The organism is Streptomyces sp. NPDC050743 (assembly GCF_044456925.1).
Lineage (GTDB): Bacteria > Actinomycetota > Actinomycetes > Streptomycetales > Streptomycetaceae > Streptomyces.
Genome location: NZ_JBITGJ010000018.1, coordinates 48,627 through 64,327 on the forward strand (window position 1 = coordinate 48,627; position 15,701 = coordinate 64,327).

Below are 15,701 nucleotides of genomic sequence, written 5' to 3' on the forward strand. Positions count from 1 at the left end.
CGCCGACAGCACGACGGCCCGGCGCCCCCCTGAGGTGCCGGGCCGCTGTGTACCTGGGGGCGTCAGCGCACGAACACTCCCGCCTGGCTCGCCAGGTCCAGGAAGTACTGCGGCGCCACACCGAGCACCACCGTCACCGCGACGCCCACGGCGATCGCCGTCATGGTCAGCGGGGACGGGACGGCGACGGTCGGGCCCTCCGGCCTGGGCTCGCTGAAGAACATCAGGACGATCACACGGATGTAGAAGAACGCGGCGATCGCCGAGGAGATCACACCGACCACGACCAGCGGGGCCGCGCCGCCGTCCGCCGCCGCCTTGAACACCGCGAACTTCCCGGCGAAGCCGGAGGTCAGCGGGATGCCGGCGAAGGCCAGCAGGAACACCGCGAAGACCGCCGCGACCAGCGGGGAGCGGCGGCCGAGCCCCGCCCACTTCGACAGGTGGGTCGCCTCGCCGCCCGCGTCGCGCACCAGCGTGACCACCGCGAAGGCGCCGATCGTCACGAACGAGTAGCCGGCCAGGTAGAAGAGGACGGATGAGACGCCGTCCTTCGACGTGGCGATGACACCCGCGAGGATGAATCCGGCGTGCGCGATGGACGAGTACGCCAGCAGTCGCTTGATGTCGGTCTGCGTGATCGCGACGATCGCGCCGCCGAGCATGGTGATGATCGCCACCGCCCACATGACCGGCCGCCAGTCCCAGCGCATCCCGGGCAGGACGACGTACAGCAGGCGCAGCAGCGCGCCGAACGCGGCCACCTTCGTCGCCGCCGCCATGAAGCCGGTCACGGGGGTCGGCGCGCCCTGGTAGACGTCCGGCGTCCACATGTGGAACGGCACCGCGCCCACCTTGAACAGCAGGCCCATCACGATCAGGGCGCTGCCGAGCAGCAGCAGTGCGTCGTTGCCCATGGTGTTGGCGAGCGCCGGGTCGACGTTGGTGACCGTGCCGTCGACGACCTGCGCGATGCGCGCGTACGACACCGAGCCGGCGTAGCCGTACAGCAGGGCGATGCCGAACAGCGTGAACGCGGAGGCGAACGCGCCGAGCAGGAAGTACTTGACCGCGGCTTCCTGCGACATCAGCCGCTTGCGGCGGGCCAGCGCGCACAGCAGGTACAGCGGCAGGGAGAAGACCTCCAGGGCCACGAACAGGGTCAGCAGGTCGTTGGCCGAGGGGAACACCAGCATGCCGGCGATCGCGAAGAGGAGGAGCGGGAAGGCCTCCGTGGTGGTGAATCCCGCCTTCACCGCCGCTTTCTCGCTGTCGCTCCCCGGTACGGAGGCGGCCTGCGCGGCGAAGGAGTCGACGCGGTTGCCGTGCGCCGCCGGGTCCAGGCGCCGCTCGGCGAAGGTGAACAGGCCGACGAGACCGGCCAGCAGGATCGTGCCCTGCAGGAACAGGGACGGGCCGTCGACCGCGATCGCCCCCATGGCCGCGATGTGCGCCTTGGTGGTGCCGTAGCCGTCGGCCGCCAGCGCGACCACCGCGGCGAAGGCGGCGCACAGCGCGACGACGGACACGAACACCTGGGCGTAGTAGCGGGACTTGCGCGGGACGAACGCCTCGATCAGCACGCCGACCAGCGCCGCACCGACGACGATCAGCGTCGGCGACAATTGTCCGTATTCGATCTTCGGTGCCGGGATCTTCGCGATCGGGTCGGCCGCGGTTGTCCACAGGCTGTGGACGACTGTTGCGCTCACTTGGCCGCCTCCACCGAGGGCTTGGGGTCGGTCTTGTGTACGTCGGACATGGTCTGCTTGACCGCGGGGTTGACGATGTCCGTGACGGGCTTCGGGTAGACGCCCAGGAAGATCAGCAGCACGATCAGCGGGGCGACGACGACGAGTTCACGCGCGCGTAGGTCGGGCATCGCCGAGACCTCGGGCTTCACCGGGCCCGTCATCGTCCGCTGGTACAGGACGAGGGTGTAGAGCGCCGCGAGGACGATGCCGAAGGTGGCGATGATGCCGATCGCCGGGTAGCGCGTGAACGTGCCGACCAGGACCAGGAACTCGCTGACGAAGGGGGCGAGTCCGGGCAGCGAGAGGGTGGCGAGGCCGCCGATCAGGAAGGTGCCGGCGAGCACCGGGGCGACCTTCTGCACACCTCCGTAGTCGGCGATGAGCCGCGAGCCGCGCCGGGAGATCAGGAAGCCGGCGACCAGCATCAGCGCGGCCGTGGAGATGCCGTGGTTGACCATGTAGAGCGTCGCGCCGGACTGGCCCTGGCTGGTCATCGCGAAGATGCCCATGATGATGAAGCCGAAGTGCGAGATCGACGCGTAGGCCACCAGGCGCTTGATGTCCCGCTGGCCGACGGCGAGCAGTGCGCCGTAGACGATGCTGATCAGGGCGAGGACGAGGATGACGGGCGTCGCCCACTTGCTGGCCTCGGGGAACAGCTGGAGGCAGAAGCGGAGCATCGCGAAGGTGCCGACCTTGTCGACGACCGCGGTGATGAGTACGGCGACCGGGGCGGTGGACTCCTGCATGGCGTTGGGCAGCCAGGTGTGCAGCGGCCACAGCGGCGCCTTCACCGCGAACGCGAAGAAGAAGCCCAGGAACAGCCAGCGCTCCGTGCTCGTCGCCATGTGCAGCGAGCCGTTGGCGCGGGCCTGCGCGATCTCTTGGAGGCTGAAGTTTCCGGCCACCACGTAGAGGCCGATCACCGCGGCCAGCATGATCAGACCGCCGACCAGGTTGTAGAGGAGGAACTTGACGGCCGCGTACGACCGTTGCGTCGAGGCCGCCTCTTCGCCCTGCGCATGGGCGCGGTCTCCGAAGCCGCCGATGAGGAAGTACATCGGGATGAGCATGGCTTCGAAGAAGATGTAGAAGAGGAAGACGTCGGTGGACTCGAACGAGATGACCACCATCGCCTCGACGGCCAGGATCAGCGCGAAGAAGCCCTGGGTGGGGCGCCAGCGGCGGCTGCCCGTCTCCAGCGGGTCCGCGTCGTGCCAGCCCGCGAGGATGATGAACGGGATCAGTACGGCGGTCAGGGCGACCAGCGCCACCGCGATGCCGTCGACCCCCAGCTCGTATCGCACGCCGAAGTTCTCGATCCAGGCGTGGGACTCGGTGAGCTGGTAGCGGGCGCCGCCCGGGTCGAAACGGACCAGGACGATGATCGCCAGGGCGAGTGTGGCGAGCGAGACGAGCAGCGCCAGCCACTTGGCGGCGGTGCGCCGCGCGGCCGGTACGGCGGCCGTGGCGACGGCTCCCACGGCCGGGAGCGCCGCCGTCGCTGTCAGCAGAGGAAAGGACATCGGTATCAGACCGCCCTCATCAGCAGGGTCGCGGCGACCAGGAGTGCCGCACCGCCGAACATCGAGACCGCATAGGAGCGGGCGAAGCCGTTTTGGACCCGGCGGAGCCGTCCGGACAGGCCGCCGAAGCCGGCCGCCGTGCCGTTGACGACGCCGTCGACCAGCGTGTGGTCGACGTAGACCAGGGAGCGCGTCAGGTGCTCGCCGCCGCGCACCAGGACCACATGGTTGAAGTCGTCCTGGAGCAGGTCGCGGCGGGCCGCGCGGGTGAGCAGCGAGCCGCGCGGGGCGACGGCCGGAACGGGTTTGCGGCCGTACTGGGCCCAGGCGATGCCGACGCCGACGACCAGGCAGACCATGGTCGCGCCGGTGACCGCCGCCGCGCCGACCGGCGAGTGGCCCTCGCTGTGCCCCGTGACCGGTTCGAGCCAGTGCAGGAAGCGGTCGCCGAGGTTGAAGAAGAAACCGCCGGCCACCGATCCCACGGCCAGCAGGATCATGGGGATCGTCATGACCTTGGGCGACTCGTGCGGGTGCGGCTCGGCGTGCTCGCCGCGCGTCTCGGCGGCGGGCTCCACGCTCGGTTCGGCCGGGGACGGGGTCGGGGCGTGTCGCCAGCGCTCTTCTCCGAAGAACGTCATCAGCATCACGCGCGTCATGTAGAAGGCGGTGATGGCCGCGCCCAGCAGGGCCGCGCCGCCGAGGATCCAGCCCTCGGTGCCGCCCTTGGCGAAGGCCGCCTCGATGATCTTGTCCTTGGAGAAGAAGCCGGACAGGCCCGGGAAGCCGATGATGGCGAGGTAGCCGAGCCCGAAGGTGATGAACGTGATCGGCATGTACTTCCGCAGGCCGCCGTAGCGGCGCATGTCGACCTCGTCGTTCATGCCGTGCATGACGGAACCGGCACCGAGGAACAGCCCGGCCTTGAAGAAGCCGTGCGTCACCAGGTGCATGATGGCGAAGACGTAGCCGATGGGGCCGAGGCCCGCCGCCAGCACCATGTAGCCGATCTGCGACATGGTCGAACCGGCCAGCGCCTTCTTGATGTCGTCCTTCGCGCAACCGACGATCGCACCGAAGAGGAGCGTGACCGCACCGACCACGGTGACGGCGAGCTGGGCGTCGGGCGCCGCGTTGAAGATGGCGGCGGAACGGACGATCAGGTACACGCCCGCGGTCACCATCGTCGCCGCGTGGATCAGGGCCGAGACCGGGGTCGGGCCCTCCATGGCGTCACCGAGCCAGGACTGCAGCGGCACCTGGGCCGACTTGCCGCAGGCGGCGAGGAGCAGCATCAGCGCGATAGCGGTGAGCTTGCCCTCGGACGTGTCGCCGGCGTGGCCGAAGACCGGGCCGAAGGCGAAGCTGCCGAAGGTGGTGAACATCAGCATGATCGCGATCGACAGGCCCATGTCGCCGACGCGGTTGACCAGGAAGGCCTTCTTCGCGGCCGTCGCGGCGCTGGGCTTGTGCTGCCAGAAACCGATCAGCAGGTACGAGGCGAGGCCGACGCCTTCCCAGCCGACGTACAGCAGCAGGTAGTTGTCGGCGAGGACGAGCAGCAGCATCGCCGCCAGGAACAGGTTCAGGTAGCCGAAGAAGCGGCGGCGCCGCTCGTCGTGCTCCATGTACCCGACCGAGTACAGATGGATCAGCGAGCCGACGCCCGTGATGAGCAGGACGAACGTCATCGACAGCTGGTCCAGGCGGAAGGTTACGTCCGCCTGGAAGCTGCCGACCGGGATCCAGGTCCACAGGTGCTGGGTCAGCGTGCGCTGGTCGGCGCTCTTGCCGAGCAGGTCGGCGAAGAGGACGACACCGATGACGAAGGAGACGAACGAGAGCAGCGTGCCGATCCAGTGGCCGACGCTGTCCAGGCGCCGGCCGCCGACCAGGAGGACGGCCGCTCCGAGCAGGGGCGCCGCGATGAGCAGCGCGATCAGGTTCTCCACGATTCTTCCGACCCCTTACAGCTTCATCAGGCTGGCGTCGTCGACCGAGGCCGAGTGGCGGGTACGGAACAGCGACACGATGATCGCGAGGCCCACCACGACCTCCGCGGCGGCGACGACCATCGTGAAGAAGGCGATGATCTGGCCGTCGAGGTTGCCGTGCATCCGGGAGAAGGTGACGAACGCGAGGTTGCAGGCGTTCAGCATCAGCTCGATGCACATGAAGACCACAATGGCGTTGCGCCGGATCAGTACGCCGGTCGCACCGATCGTGAACAACAGGGCGGCGAGGTAGAGGTAGTTGACCGGGTTCACTTCGACGCCTCCTCGGGCCGCTTGAACGTCGCCGGTTCGATCGCCGTGCGCTCCAGGCGTTCCTGCGCGCGCTGCTCCAGCGCCCGCAGGTCGTTGAGCGCCTCCGCCGACACGTCACGGATCTGGCCGCGCTCGCGCAGCGTCTTGCTGACGGTCAGCTCGGACGGGGTGCCGTCGGGGAGCAGGCCCGCGATGTCGACGGCGTTGTGCCGGGCGTAGACACCGGGGGCGGGCAGCGGCGGGACGTACTTCCCGTCGCGTACGCGCTGTTCGGACAGCTCGCGCTGGGTCTTGGCGCGCTCGGTGCGCTCGCGGTGGGTGAGCACCATGGCACCGACGGCGGCGGTGATGAGCAGGGCGCCGGTGATTTCGAAGGCGAACACGTACTTGGTGAAGATGAGGGAGGCGAGGCCCTCCACATTGCCGTTCGCGTTCGCCTGGCCGGTGCCGGCGAAGTCCTTAAGGGAGGCGTTCCCGATGCCGGCCAGCAGCAGGACTCCGAAGCCGATCCCACACAGAAGGGCCAGCCAGCGCTGGCCCCTGATGGTCTCCTTCAGCGAGTCAGCGGCCGTGACGCCGACGAGCATCACCACGAACAGGAACAGCATCATGATCGCGCCGGTGTAGACGACGATCTGCACGATGCCCAGGAAGTAGGCGCCGTTGGCGAGGTAGAACACCGCCAGGACGATCATGGTCCCGGCCAGGCAGAGCGCGCTGTGCACGGCCTTCTTCATGAAGACGGTGCACAGGGCGCCGATCACCGCGACGGTGCCGAGGACCCAGAACTGGAAGGCCTCACCGGTGGAGGTGGTGTAGGCGGCGAGCTGCGGGCTCATGCGTCCACCTCCTGGTCCTCGGGCTTCTCACCCTTGGAGACGGCGACCTGGCGGACCGTACCGGGCGCGGCCTGGGTCACCAGGCCCCGGTAGTAGTCCTGTTCGTCGGTCCCTGGGAAGATCGCGTGCGGTGTGTCGACCATGCCTTCTTCGAGGCCGGCGAGGAGCTGTTCCTTGGTGTAGATGAGGTTGGCGCGGCTGGAGTCGGCCAGTTCGAACTCGTTGGTCATCGTCAGCGCGCGTGTGGGGCACGCCTCGATGCACAGGCCGCACAGGATGCAGCGGGCGTAGTTGATCTGGTAGACGCGGCCGTACCGCTCGCCCGGCGAGTAGCGTTCCTCGTCGGTGTTGTCGGCGCCCTCCACGTAGATGGCGTCGGCGGGGCAGGCCCAGGCGCACAGCTCGCAGCCGACGCACTTCTCCAGGCCGTCCGGATGGCGGTTGAGCTGGTGCCGTCCGTGGAACCGCGGAGCCGTGGTTTTCTTCTGCTCCGGGTACTGCTCGGTCAGCCGCTTCTTGAACATGGCCTTGAAGGTCACGCCGAAGCCGGCCACGGGGTTCTGGAAACCGGGCTTGGTCTCCTTGGGCTCCTCAGCCATCGGACGCCTCCTTTCCATCCGAAGATCCGTCACTGACAGTGTCCGACCCGCCACTGACAATCAGCTCCCGCTCACGGCGTGAGCGGCGCCTGGGCACCGGCGGCAACTCCTGTCCGGGCAGCGGCGGTACGGGGAATCCGCCCGCCATCGCGTCGAATCCGGCCTCCTCGGCGGCGGGCTGCTCGGCCGCCTTGGCCTTCTCCCGGAACATGTCGACGACGTAGGAGATCACCAGCAGGGCGAGGACCGCGCCGACGACCGGTAGGGCGATGCTTGGGAAGTCGTAGTGCTCGTTGCGCAGGGCCCGTACGGTCGCCACCAGCATCAGCCAGGTCACGGAGACCGGGATGAGGACCTTCCAGCCGAGCTTCATCAGCTGGTCGTAGCGGACGCGTGGGAGCGTGCCGCGCAGCCAGATGAAGAAGAACAGCAGCAGCTGGACCTTGATCACGAACCAGAGCAGCGGCCACCAGCCGTGGTTCGCGCCCTGCCAGAACGAGCTGATCGGCCAGGGGGCGCGCCAGCCGCCGAGGAACAGCGTGGTCGACACAGCCGACACCGTCACCATGTTCACGTACTCGGCGAGCATGAACATCGCGAACTTGATGGACGAGTACTCGGTGTTGAAGCCGCCGACCAGGTCGCCCTCGGACTCCGGCATGTCGAAGGGGGCGCGGTTGGTCTCGCCGACCATCGTGACGATGTAGAGGATGAACGAGACCGGGAGCAGCAGGATGTACCAGCGGTCGTGCTGCTGCTCGACGATCGTGGACGTCGACATCGACCCCGAGTACAGGAACACGGAGGCGAACGCGGCGCCCATGGCGATCTCGTAGGAGATCATCTGCGCGCAGGAGCGCAGGCCGCCGAGGAGCGGGTAGGTGGATCCGGAACTCCAACCCGCGAGGACGATGCCGTAGATGCCGACGGAGGCGACCGCGAGGATGTAGAGCATCGCGATCGGCAGGTCGGTCAGCTGCATCGTGGTGCGGGTGCCGAAGATCGAGATCTCGTTGTCGGCCGGGCCGAAGGGGATCACCGCGATCGCCATGAAGGCCGGGATGGCCGCGACGATCGGCGCCAGGACGTAGACCACCTTGTCGGCGCGCTTGACGATGATGTCTTCCTTGAGCATCAGCTTCACGCCGTCGGCGAGCGACTGGAGCATGCCCCAGGGGCCGTGCCGGTTCGGGCCGATGCGCAGCTGCATCCAGGCGACGACCTTGCGCTCCCAGACGATGGAGAACAGCACGGTCACCATCAGGAAGGCGAAGCAGAACACGGCCTTGACGACGACCAGCCACCAGGGGTCGCGGCCGAACATCGAGAGGTTTTCAGCTGCGAGGTACGGGCTCATGCCTCCACCTCCTTGGGGGCCTGTTCGGCGGATGCCGCCGGGCCGATGCGGACGAGTGAGCCGGGCCGTGCCCCGGTGTCGGAGGCGACGCCGGCGCCGACGGAGTTCAGCGGAAGCCAGACCACCCGGTCGGGCATCTCGGTGATCTGCAGCGGCAGTTCGACGGTCCCGGCAGGACCTGTGACGGCGAGGGCGTCGCCTTCCTCGACGCCCGCCTCCGCGGCCGTCGCCGCCGACACGCGCGCGTGCGCGGCATGCCGGGTTCCGGCGAGCGCCTCGTCGCCCTCCTGGAGGACGCCCTGGTCGAGAAGGAGCCGGTGCCCGGCGAGTACGGCCTCGCCGGCGGCCGGGCGGGGCAGCGCGCCCGCGGTCTCGTGGGGGTCCTGGGCGCGCGGGCCGTCCCAGGAGCCGAGCCGGTCGATCTCCGCGCGCGTGGTGCGCAGATCCGGCAGGCCCAGGTGGACGTCCATGGCGTCGGCCAGCATCTGCAGCACGCGCGTGTCGGTCGGTGCGAGGCGACGTGTCATCTGGTCGGGCTTGAAGGCGGCGTCGAAGAGACGCACCCTGCCTTCCCAGTTGAGGAAGGTGCCCGCCTTCTCGGCGACCGCGGCGACCGGCAGGACGACATCGGCGTGCTCGGTGACCTCGCTGGGCCGCAGCTCCAGCGACACCAGGAAGCCGACGCTGTCGAGTGCTTCACGCGCGCGTGACGGGTCGGGCAGGTCGGCGACCTCCACCCCGGCGACCACGAGGGCCGACAGTTCGCCGGTGGCGGCGGCCTCGACGATGTGGTGGGTGTCGCGGCCGTAGCGCAGCGGGAGTTCGGCGAGCCCCCAGACGGCGGCGACCTCTTCTCGCGCACGCGGGTCGGTCGCCGGACGGCCGCCCGGCAGCAGCGACGGCAGTGCGCCCACCTCGACGGCACCGCGCTCGCCTGCCCGGCGCGGGATCCACACCAGCTGGGCGCCGGTCGCGGCGGCGGCGCGTACGGCGGCGGTGAGGCCGCCGGCCACCGCGGCGAGCCGCTCACCGACGACGATGACCGCGCCCTCGCTGCGCAGGGCCTCGGCGGCACGGGCGCCGGGCTCCTCCAGGCCGACGCCGCTCGCGAGGGCGTCCAGCCACTCGGTCTCGGTGCCGGGCGCGGCCGGCAGCAGGGTGCCGCCCGCCTTCTGCAGACCCCGGGTGGCGTGTGTGGCCAGCGCGAACACCTTCTGCTTGCGCTTGCGCCAGGCCTTGCGCAGCCGCAGGAAAACGCCGGGCGCCTCCTCCTCCGACTCGAAGCCGACCAGCAGGACCGCGGGCGCCTTCTCCAGGGAGGTGTAGGTGACGCCCGTGCCGTCGAGGTCCCGGCCGCGGCCTGCCACCCGGGAGGCCAGGAAGTCCGCCTCCTCGCCGCTGTGCACGCGCGCGCGGAAGTCGATGTCGTTGGTGTCGAGCGCCACGCGCGCGAACTTGCTGTACGCGTAGGCGTCCTCGACGGTCAGCCGGCCGCCGATGAGGACGCCGGCCCGGGAACGTGCGGCGGTCAGGCCCTGGGCGGCCGCCTCCAGGGCTTCCGGCCAGGACGCGGGTTCCAGGACACCGTCGGCGTTACGGACGAGCGGAGTGTCCAGGCGGTCCTTCATCTGCGCGTAGCGGAACGCGAAGCGTCCCTTGTCGCAGATCCACTCCTCGTTGACCTCGGGGTCGTTCTCGGCGAGCCGCCGCATGACCTTGCCGCGCCGGTGGTCGGTGCGGGTGGCACAGCCGCCGGAGCAGTGCTCGCAGACCGACGGCGAGGAGACGAGGTCGAAGGGGCGGGAGCGGAACCGGTAGGCCGCCGAGGTGAGCGCTCCGACCGGGCAGATCTGGATGGTGTTGCCGGAGAAGTACGACTCGAACGGGTCGCCCTCGCCGGTGCCGACCTGCTGCAGTGCGCCCCGCTCGATCAGCTCGATCATCGGGTCGCCCGCGATCTGGTTGGAGAAGCGGGTGCAGCGGGCGCACAGCACGCACCGCTCGCGGTCGAGCAGCACCTGCGTGGAGATCGGCACGGGCTTTTCGTAGGTGCGCTTCTTGCCTTCGAAGCGGGACTCGGCGTTGCCGTGCGACATGGCCTGGTTCTGCAGCGGGCACTCGCCGCCCTTGTCGCAGACCGGGCAGTCCAGCGGGTGGTTGATGAGCAGCAGCTCCATCACACCGTGCTGGGCCTTCTCCGCGACCGGTGAGGTGAGCTGGGTCTTCACCACCATGCCGTCGGTGCAGGTGATGGTGCAGGACGCCATCGGCTTGCGCTGGCCCTCGACCTCGACGATGCACTGACGGCATGCGCCGGCGGGGTCGAGTAGGGGGTGGTCGCAGAACCGGGGGACCTCGATGCCGAGCTGCTCGGCGGCCCGGATGACCAGGGTGCCCTTGGGCACGCTGATCTCGATGCCGTCGATCGTCAGCGTGACGAGGTCTTCCGGCGGGACCGCCGCCTCTCCCCCACCCGTGGGAGCACTGGTGGTCACGGTCATGCGTTCACCTCCGGGCGGTCCGCCCAGGCCGTCGACTTGGCCGGGTCGAAGGGACAGCCCCGGCCCGTGATGTGCTGCTCGTACTCCTCGCGGAAGTACTTCAGCGAGGAGAAGATCGGGGACGCGGCGCCGTCGCCGAGGGCGCAGAAGGACTTGCCGTTGATGTTGTCGGCGATGTCGGCGAGCTTGTCGAGGTCGGACATGGCGCCCTTGCCGGCCTCGATGTCCCGCAGCAACTGCACCAGCCAGTACGTCCCTTCGCGGCAGGGCGTGCACTTTCCGCAGGACTCGTGGGCGTAGAACTCGGTCCAGCGGGTCACGGCCCGCACCACGCAGGTCGTCTCGTCGAAGCACTGCAGGGCCTTGGTGCCGAGCATCGAGCCGGCGGCGCCGACGCCCTCGTAGTCGAGGGGGACGTCGAGGTGCTCGTCGGTGAACATCGGCGTCGAGGAGCCGCCCGGCGTCCAGAACTTCAGGCGGTGCCCGGGCCGCATGCCGCCGCTCATGTCGAGGAGCTGGCGGAGCGTGATGCCGAGCGGAGCCTCGTACTGGCCGGGGCTGGCGACATGGCCGCTGAGCGAGTAGAGCGTGAAGCCCGGGGACTTCTCGCTGCCCATCGACCTGAACCAGTCTTTCCCGTTTTTCAGGATCGCGGGAACCGACGCGATCGACTCGACGTTGTTCACAACAGTCGGACAGGCGTAGAGGCCTTCCACCGCAGGGAAGGGGGGACGCAGCCGCGGTTGACCACGGCGGCCTTCGAGCGAGTCCAGCAGTGCGGTCTCCTCACCGCAGATGTACGCGCCGGCGCCCGCGTGCACGGTGAGCTTGAGGTCCAGCCCGCTGCCCATGATGTTCTCGCCGAGGTAGCCCGCCGCGTAGGCCTCGCGCACGGCCTCGTGCAACCGCCGTAGAACGGGGACGACTTCACCACGCAGATAGATGAAGGCATGCGACGACCTGATGGCATAACACGCGATCACAATGCCCTCGATGAGGCTGTGCGGGTTCGCGAAGAGGAGCGGGATGTCCTTACAGGTCCCGGGCTCCGATTCGTCGGCGTTGACAACTAGATAGTGAGGTTTTCCATCACCCTGCGGAATGAACTGCCACTTCATTCCGGTCGGGAACCCCGCGCCGCCGCGGCCGCGCAGACCGGACTCCTTGACGTAGGCGATCACGTCGTCCGGTGACATGGCGAGCGCCTTGCGGAGCCCCTCGTACCCCTCGTGCCTCCGGTAGACGTCCAGAGTCCAGGACCGGTCCTCGTCCCAGAAGGCCGACAGCACGGGTGCGAGCAGCTTCTCGGGGCTCGTGTCCTTGACCTCGGGTACCACGGTCATCACTCCCCCTCCTCGGCGGTAGGCCCTGCCGGGTGGGCCGGGTCGGAGGCCGATGTGTCCAGCGGCGCGTCATGGGAACTGAGGTGTTCGGCCGGCGACGGCTCGTGCACCCTGTCCTGCGGTTGCTCGTGGGGACCTCCGCGCGGATGGACCACGCGCGCGGGTGCGGCCTCTCCCCTTGCCAGGCGAAGGCCCACCAGCGACGCCGGTCCCGCACCTCCGCCCTCCTCGACGGCCCCGGGCCGCTCGTCGGGGAAGCCGGCCAGGATCCGCGCGGTCTCCTTGAACGTGCACAGCCGCGCCCCGCGCGTGGGCTGTACGGGCCGTCCCGCGCGCAGGTCGTCGACGAGGCGCTTGGCGCTGCCCGGCGTCTGGTTGTCGAAGAACTCCCAGTTGACCATCACGACCGGCGCGTAGTCGCAGGCCGCGTTGCACTCGATGTGCTCCAGGGTGACCTTGCCGTCGTCGGTGGTCTCGCCGTTGCCGACGCCCAGGTGCTCCTGGAGGGTCTCGAAGATCGCGTCTCCGCCCATCACCGCGCACAGCGTGTTCGTGCACACGCCCACCTGGTAGTCACTGGACGGCTTGCGCCGGTACATGGTGTAGAAGGTGGCGACGGCGGTGACCTCGGCCGTGGTCAGGTCCAGCATGTCCGCGCAGAACCGCATTCCGGTGCGCGTGACATGGCCCTCCTCCGACTGCACGAGGTGGAGCAGCGGGAGCAGGGCGGACCGGGAGTCCGGGTAGCGCGCGATGACCTCGCGCGCGTCCGCCTCCAGCCGGGCCCGGACGTCGTCCGGGTAGGCGGGCGCGGGCAGTTCGGGCATGCCCAGGCTGACGCCCCGCTCCGAAGAAGAGGTGGTCACCGGTCGACGCCTCCCATCACGGGGTCGATGGACGCGACGGCGACGATGACGTCGGCGACCTGGCCGCCCTCGCACATCGCCGCCATGGCCTGCAGGTTGGTGAAGGACGGGTCGCGGAAGTGGACCCGGTAGGGGCGGGTGCCGCCGTCGGAGACGACGTGCACGCCGAGTTCGCCCTTGGGGGACTCGACGGCCGCGTACGCCTGTCCCGGCGGAACGCGAAAGCCCTCGGTGACGAGCTTGAAGTGGTGGATCAGGGCCTCCATGGAGGTGCCCATGATCTTCTTGATGTGGTCGAGGGAGTTGCCGAGTCCGTCCGGTCCGAGCGCGAGCTGGGCGGGCCAGGCGATCTTCTTGTCGGCGACCATGACCGGGCCGGGCTGGAGCCGGTCCAGGCACTGCTCGATGATCCTGAGCGACTGGCGCATCTCCTCCAGGCGGACAAGGAAGCGGCCGTAGGCGTCGCAGGTGTCGGCGGTCGGGATCTCGAAGTCGTACGTCTCGTAGTCGCAGTACGGCTGTGCCTTGCGCAGGTCGTGCGGCAGGCCGGTGGAGCGCAGGATCGGGCCGGTGGCGCCGAGGGCCATGCACCCGGCCAGGTCGAGGTAGCCGATGTCCTGCATGCGGGCCTTGAAGATGGGGTTCCCGGTGGCGAGCTTGTCGTACTCCGGGAGGTTCTTCTTCATCTTCTTCACGAACTCGCGGATCTGGTCCACCGCGCCGGGCGGCAGGTCCTGGGCGAGTCCGCCGGGGCGGATGTACGCGTGGTTCATCCTCAGGCCCGTGATGAGCTCGTAGAGGTCGAGAATCATTTCACGATCACGGAAGCCGTAGATCATGATCGTGGTGGCGCCGAGCTCCATGCCGCCGGTGGCGATGCACACCAGGTGGGAGGACATCCGGTTCAGCTCCATCAGGAGCACCCGGATGATCTTGGCCCGCTCGGTGATGTCGTCCTCGATGCCGAGGAGTTTCTCGACGGCGAGGCAGTAGGCGGTCTCGTTGAAGAAGGACGTCAGGTAGTCCATGCGCGTGACGAAGGTGGTGCCCTGCGTCCACGTGCGGAACTCGAGGTTCTTCTCGATGCCGGTGTGGAGATAGCCGATGCCGCACCGGGCCTCGGTGACCGTCTCGCCCTCGATCTCCAGGATCAGGCGGAGCACTCCGTGAGTGGAGGGGTGCTGGGGACCCATGTTGACGACGATGCGTTCGTCGTCGGCGCGGGTCGCGGACTGGACGACCTCGTCCCAGTCGCCACCGGTGACCGTGTAGACGGTGCCCTCGGTGGTTTCCCGGGCGGCTGCTGACTGGGTGCTGCTCACGAGTACGACCTCCGCTGGTCCGGAGCCGGGATCTGGGCGCCCTTGTACTCGACGGGGATGCCGCCGAGGGGGTAGTCCTTGCGCTGCGGGTGGCCCTGCCAGTCGTCCGGCATCATGATCCGCGTCAGGGCCGGGTGACCGTCGAAGACGATTCCGAAGAAGTCGTAGGTCTCGCGCTCGTGCCAGTCGTTCGTCGGATAGACGGAGACGAGGGACGGGATGCGCGGGTCGGCGTCGGGGGCGCTGACTTCGAGGCGGAGCAGCCGGTTGTGGGTGATCGAGCGCAGGTGGTAAACGGCGTGCAGCTCGCGGCCCTTGTCGTGCGGGTAGTGGACGCCGCTGACGCCGGTGCACAGTTCGAAGCGCAGGGCCGGGTCGTCGCGCAGGGTGCGGGCGACGCGGAGCAGGTGCTCGCGCTCGATGTGGAAGGTGAGCTCGCCGCGGTCGACGACCGTCTTCTCGATGGCGTTGTCGGGGAGGAGTCCCTGTTCCTCCAGGGCGCCCTCCAGCTCGTCGGCGACCTCGTCGAACCAGCCGCCGTAGGGCCGGGTCGCCGGTCCCGGGAGTCGGACCGAGCGGACCAGGCCGCCGTAGCCGGAGGTGTCGCCGCCGTTGTTGGCGCCGAACATGCCGCGCTGGACGCGGATCTCCTCGCCGCCCTGGCCGCGCTGGCCGGGGAGGTTGGAGGCGGAGAGGTCCTTCTCGGGGTTCACCCCGTTCGCGGACCCGTTCACGCCGCCCGTGCCGTTGCCGTTCGCGTCGCTCACCGCAGCAGCCCCTTCATCTCGATCGTGGGCAGGGCCTTGAGCGCCGCTTCCTCCGCCTCGCGGGCGGCCTCCTCGGCGTTGACGCCGAGCTTGGTGGACTGGATCTTCTGGTGGAGCTTGAGGATCGCGTCCATCAGCATCTCGGGGCGGGGCGGGCAGCCCGGCAGGTAGATGTCGACCGGGACGATGTGGTCGACGCCCTGGACGATCGCGTAGTTGTTGAACATGCCGCCCGAGGAGGCGCAGACGCCCATGGAGATCACCCATTTCGGGTTGGGCATCTGGTCGTAGACCTGCCGGAGCACCGGCGCCATCTTCTGGCTGACCCGGCCGGCGACGATCATCAGGTCGGCCTGACGCGGTGAGCCGCGGAAGACCTCCATGCCGAAGCGCGCCAGGTCGTACCGGCCGGCGCCGGTGGTCATCATCTCGATGGCGCAGCAGGCCAGGCCGAAGGTGGCCGGGAAGACGGACGCCTTGCGCACCCAGCCCGCGGCCTGCTCGACGGTGGTCAGCAGGAAGCCGCTCGGCAGCTTTTCTTCGAGTCCCATGTCCTAAGG

The 15,701-nt window shown here is 69.0% G+C and carries 13 protein-coding genes; all 13 read right to left on the reverse strand.

From position 1 onward, the window contains the following. Window positions 1-62: 62 nt before the first annotated feature. Genes nuoN through ACIBJF_RS19595 form a run of 13 tightly spaced genes read right to left on the reverse strand, consistent with a single transcriptional unit; the run spans window position 63 to window position 15,692 of the window. Entirely contained in the window at window positions 63-1,712 is a 1,650-nt protein-coding gene (nuoN, locus tag ACIBJF_RS19535) for an NADH-quinone oxidoreductase subunit NuoN (protein ID WP_399175100.1), read from the reverse strand. Beyond that, complete coding sequence (locus ACIBJF_RS19540; RefSeq protein ID WP_399175102.1) at window positions 1,709-3,280, reverse strand: NADH-quinone oxidoreductase subunit M; 1,572 nt, start codon at window positions 3,278-3,280, stop codon at window positions 1,709-1,711. Before ACIBJF_RS19540 ends, nuoN begins: the two co-directional genes overlap by 4 nt. A gap of 5 nt (window positions 3,281-3,285) precedes the next feature. After that, complete coding sequence (nuoL, locus tag ACIBJF_RS19545) at window positions 3,286-5,232, reverse strand: NADH-quinone oxidoreductase subunit L (protein ID WP_399175103.1); 1,947 nt, start codon at window positions 5,230-5,232, stop codon at window positions 3,286-3,288. A 15-nt stretch (window positions 5,233-5,247) separates the two neighbouring features. Beyond that, window positions 5,248-5,547, reverse strand: coding sequence for an NADH-quinone oxidoreductase subunit NuoK (gene nuoK / locus ACIBJF_RS19550; protein ID WP_023547474.1), 300 nt, complete (start codon window positions 5,545-5,547; stop codon window positions 5,248-5,250). Then, complete coding sequence (locus ACIBJF_RS19555) at window positions 5,544-6,386, reverse strand: NADH-quinone oxidoreductase subunit J (protein ID WP_399175106.1); 843 nt, start codon at window positions 6,384-6,386, stop codon at window positions 5,544-5,546. The genes nuoK and ACIBJF_RS19555 overlap by 4 nt, the downstream gene beginning before the upstream one ends. Beyond that, window positions 6,383-6,985 (reverse strand): NADH-quinone oxidoreductase subunit NuoI, encoded by a 603-nt coding sequence (gene nuoI / locus ACIBJF_RS19560; RefSeq protein ID WP_399175107.1) that lies wholly within the window; start codon window positions 6,983-6,985, stop codon window positions 6,383-6,385. Before nuoI ends, ACIBJF_RS19555 begins: the two co-directional genes overlap by 4 nt. Next, window positions 6,978-8,342, reverse strand: coding sequence for an NADH-quinone oxidoreductase subunit NuoH (gene nuoH, locus ACIBJF_RS19565; RefSeq protein WP_399175108.1), 1,365 nt, complete (start codon window positions 8,340-8,342; stop codon window positions 6,978-6,980). Before nuoH ends, nuoI begins: the two co-directional genes overlap by 8 nt. Continuing rightward, entirely contained in the window at window positions 8,339-10,843 is a 2,505-nt protein-coding gene (locus tag ACIBJF_RS19570; protein ID WP_399175109.1) for an NADH-quinone oxidoreductase subunit G, read from the reverse strand. The genes nuoH and ACIBJF_RS19570 overlap by 4 nt, the downstream gene beginning before the upstream one ends. After that, window positions 10,840-12,186, reverse strand: coding sequence for an NADH-quinone oxidoreductase subunit NuoF (nuoF, locus tag ACIBJF_RS19575; protein WP_399175111.1), 1,347 nt, complete (start codon window positions 12,184-12,186; stop codon window positions 10,840-10,842). Before nuoF ends, ACIBJF_RS19570 begins: the two co-directional genes overlap by 4 nt. Further along, entirely contained in the window at window positions 12,186-13,052 is an 867-nt protein-coding gene (gene nuoE / locus ACIBJF_RS19580; RefSeq protein WP_399175113.1) for an NADH-quinone oxidoreductase subunit NuoE, read from the reverse strand. The genes nuoF and nuoE overlap by 1 nt, the downstream gene beginning before the upstream one ends. Next, window positions 13,049-14,374 carry an NADH-quinone oxidoreductase subunit D gene (locus tag ACIBJF_RS19585; protein ID WP_399175114.1) on the reverse strand — a complete coding sequence of 442 codons (1,326 nt, stop codon included), beginning with the start codon at window positions 14,372-14,374 and terminating at the stop codon, window positions 13,049-13,051. Before ACIBJF_RS19585 ends, nuoE begins: the two co-directional genes overlap by 4 nt. Beyond that, entirely contained in the window at window positions 14,371-15,141 is a 771-nt protein-coding gene (locus ACIBJF_RS19590; protein ID WP_399175116.1) for an NADH-quinone oxidoreductase subunit C, read from the reverse strand. Before ACIBJF_RS19590 ends, ACIBJF_RS19585 begins: the two co-directional genes overlap by 4 nt. After that, complete coding sequence (locus ACIBJF_RS19595; RefSeq protein WP_009190037.1) at window positions 15,138-15,692, reverse strand: NADH-quinone oxidoreductase subunit B family protein; 555 nt, start codon at window positions 15,690-15,692, stop codon at window positions 15,138-15,140. Before ACIBJF_RS19595 ends, ACIBJF_RS19590 begins: the two co-directional genes overlap by 4 nt. Window positions 15,693-15,701: the final 9 nt, after the last annotated feature.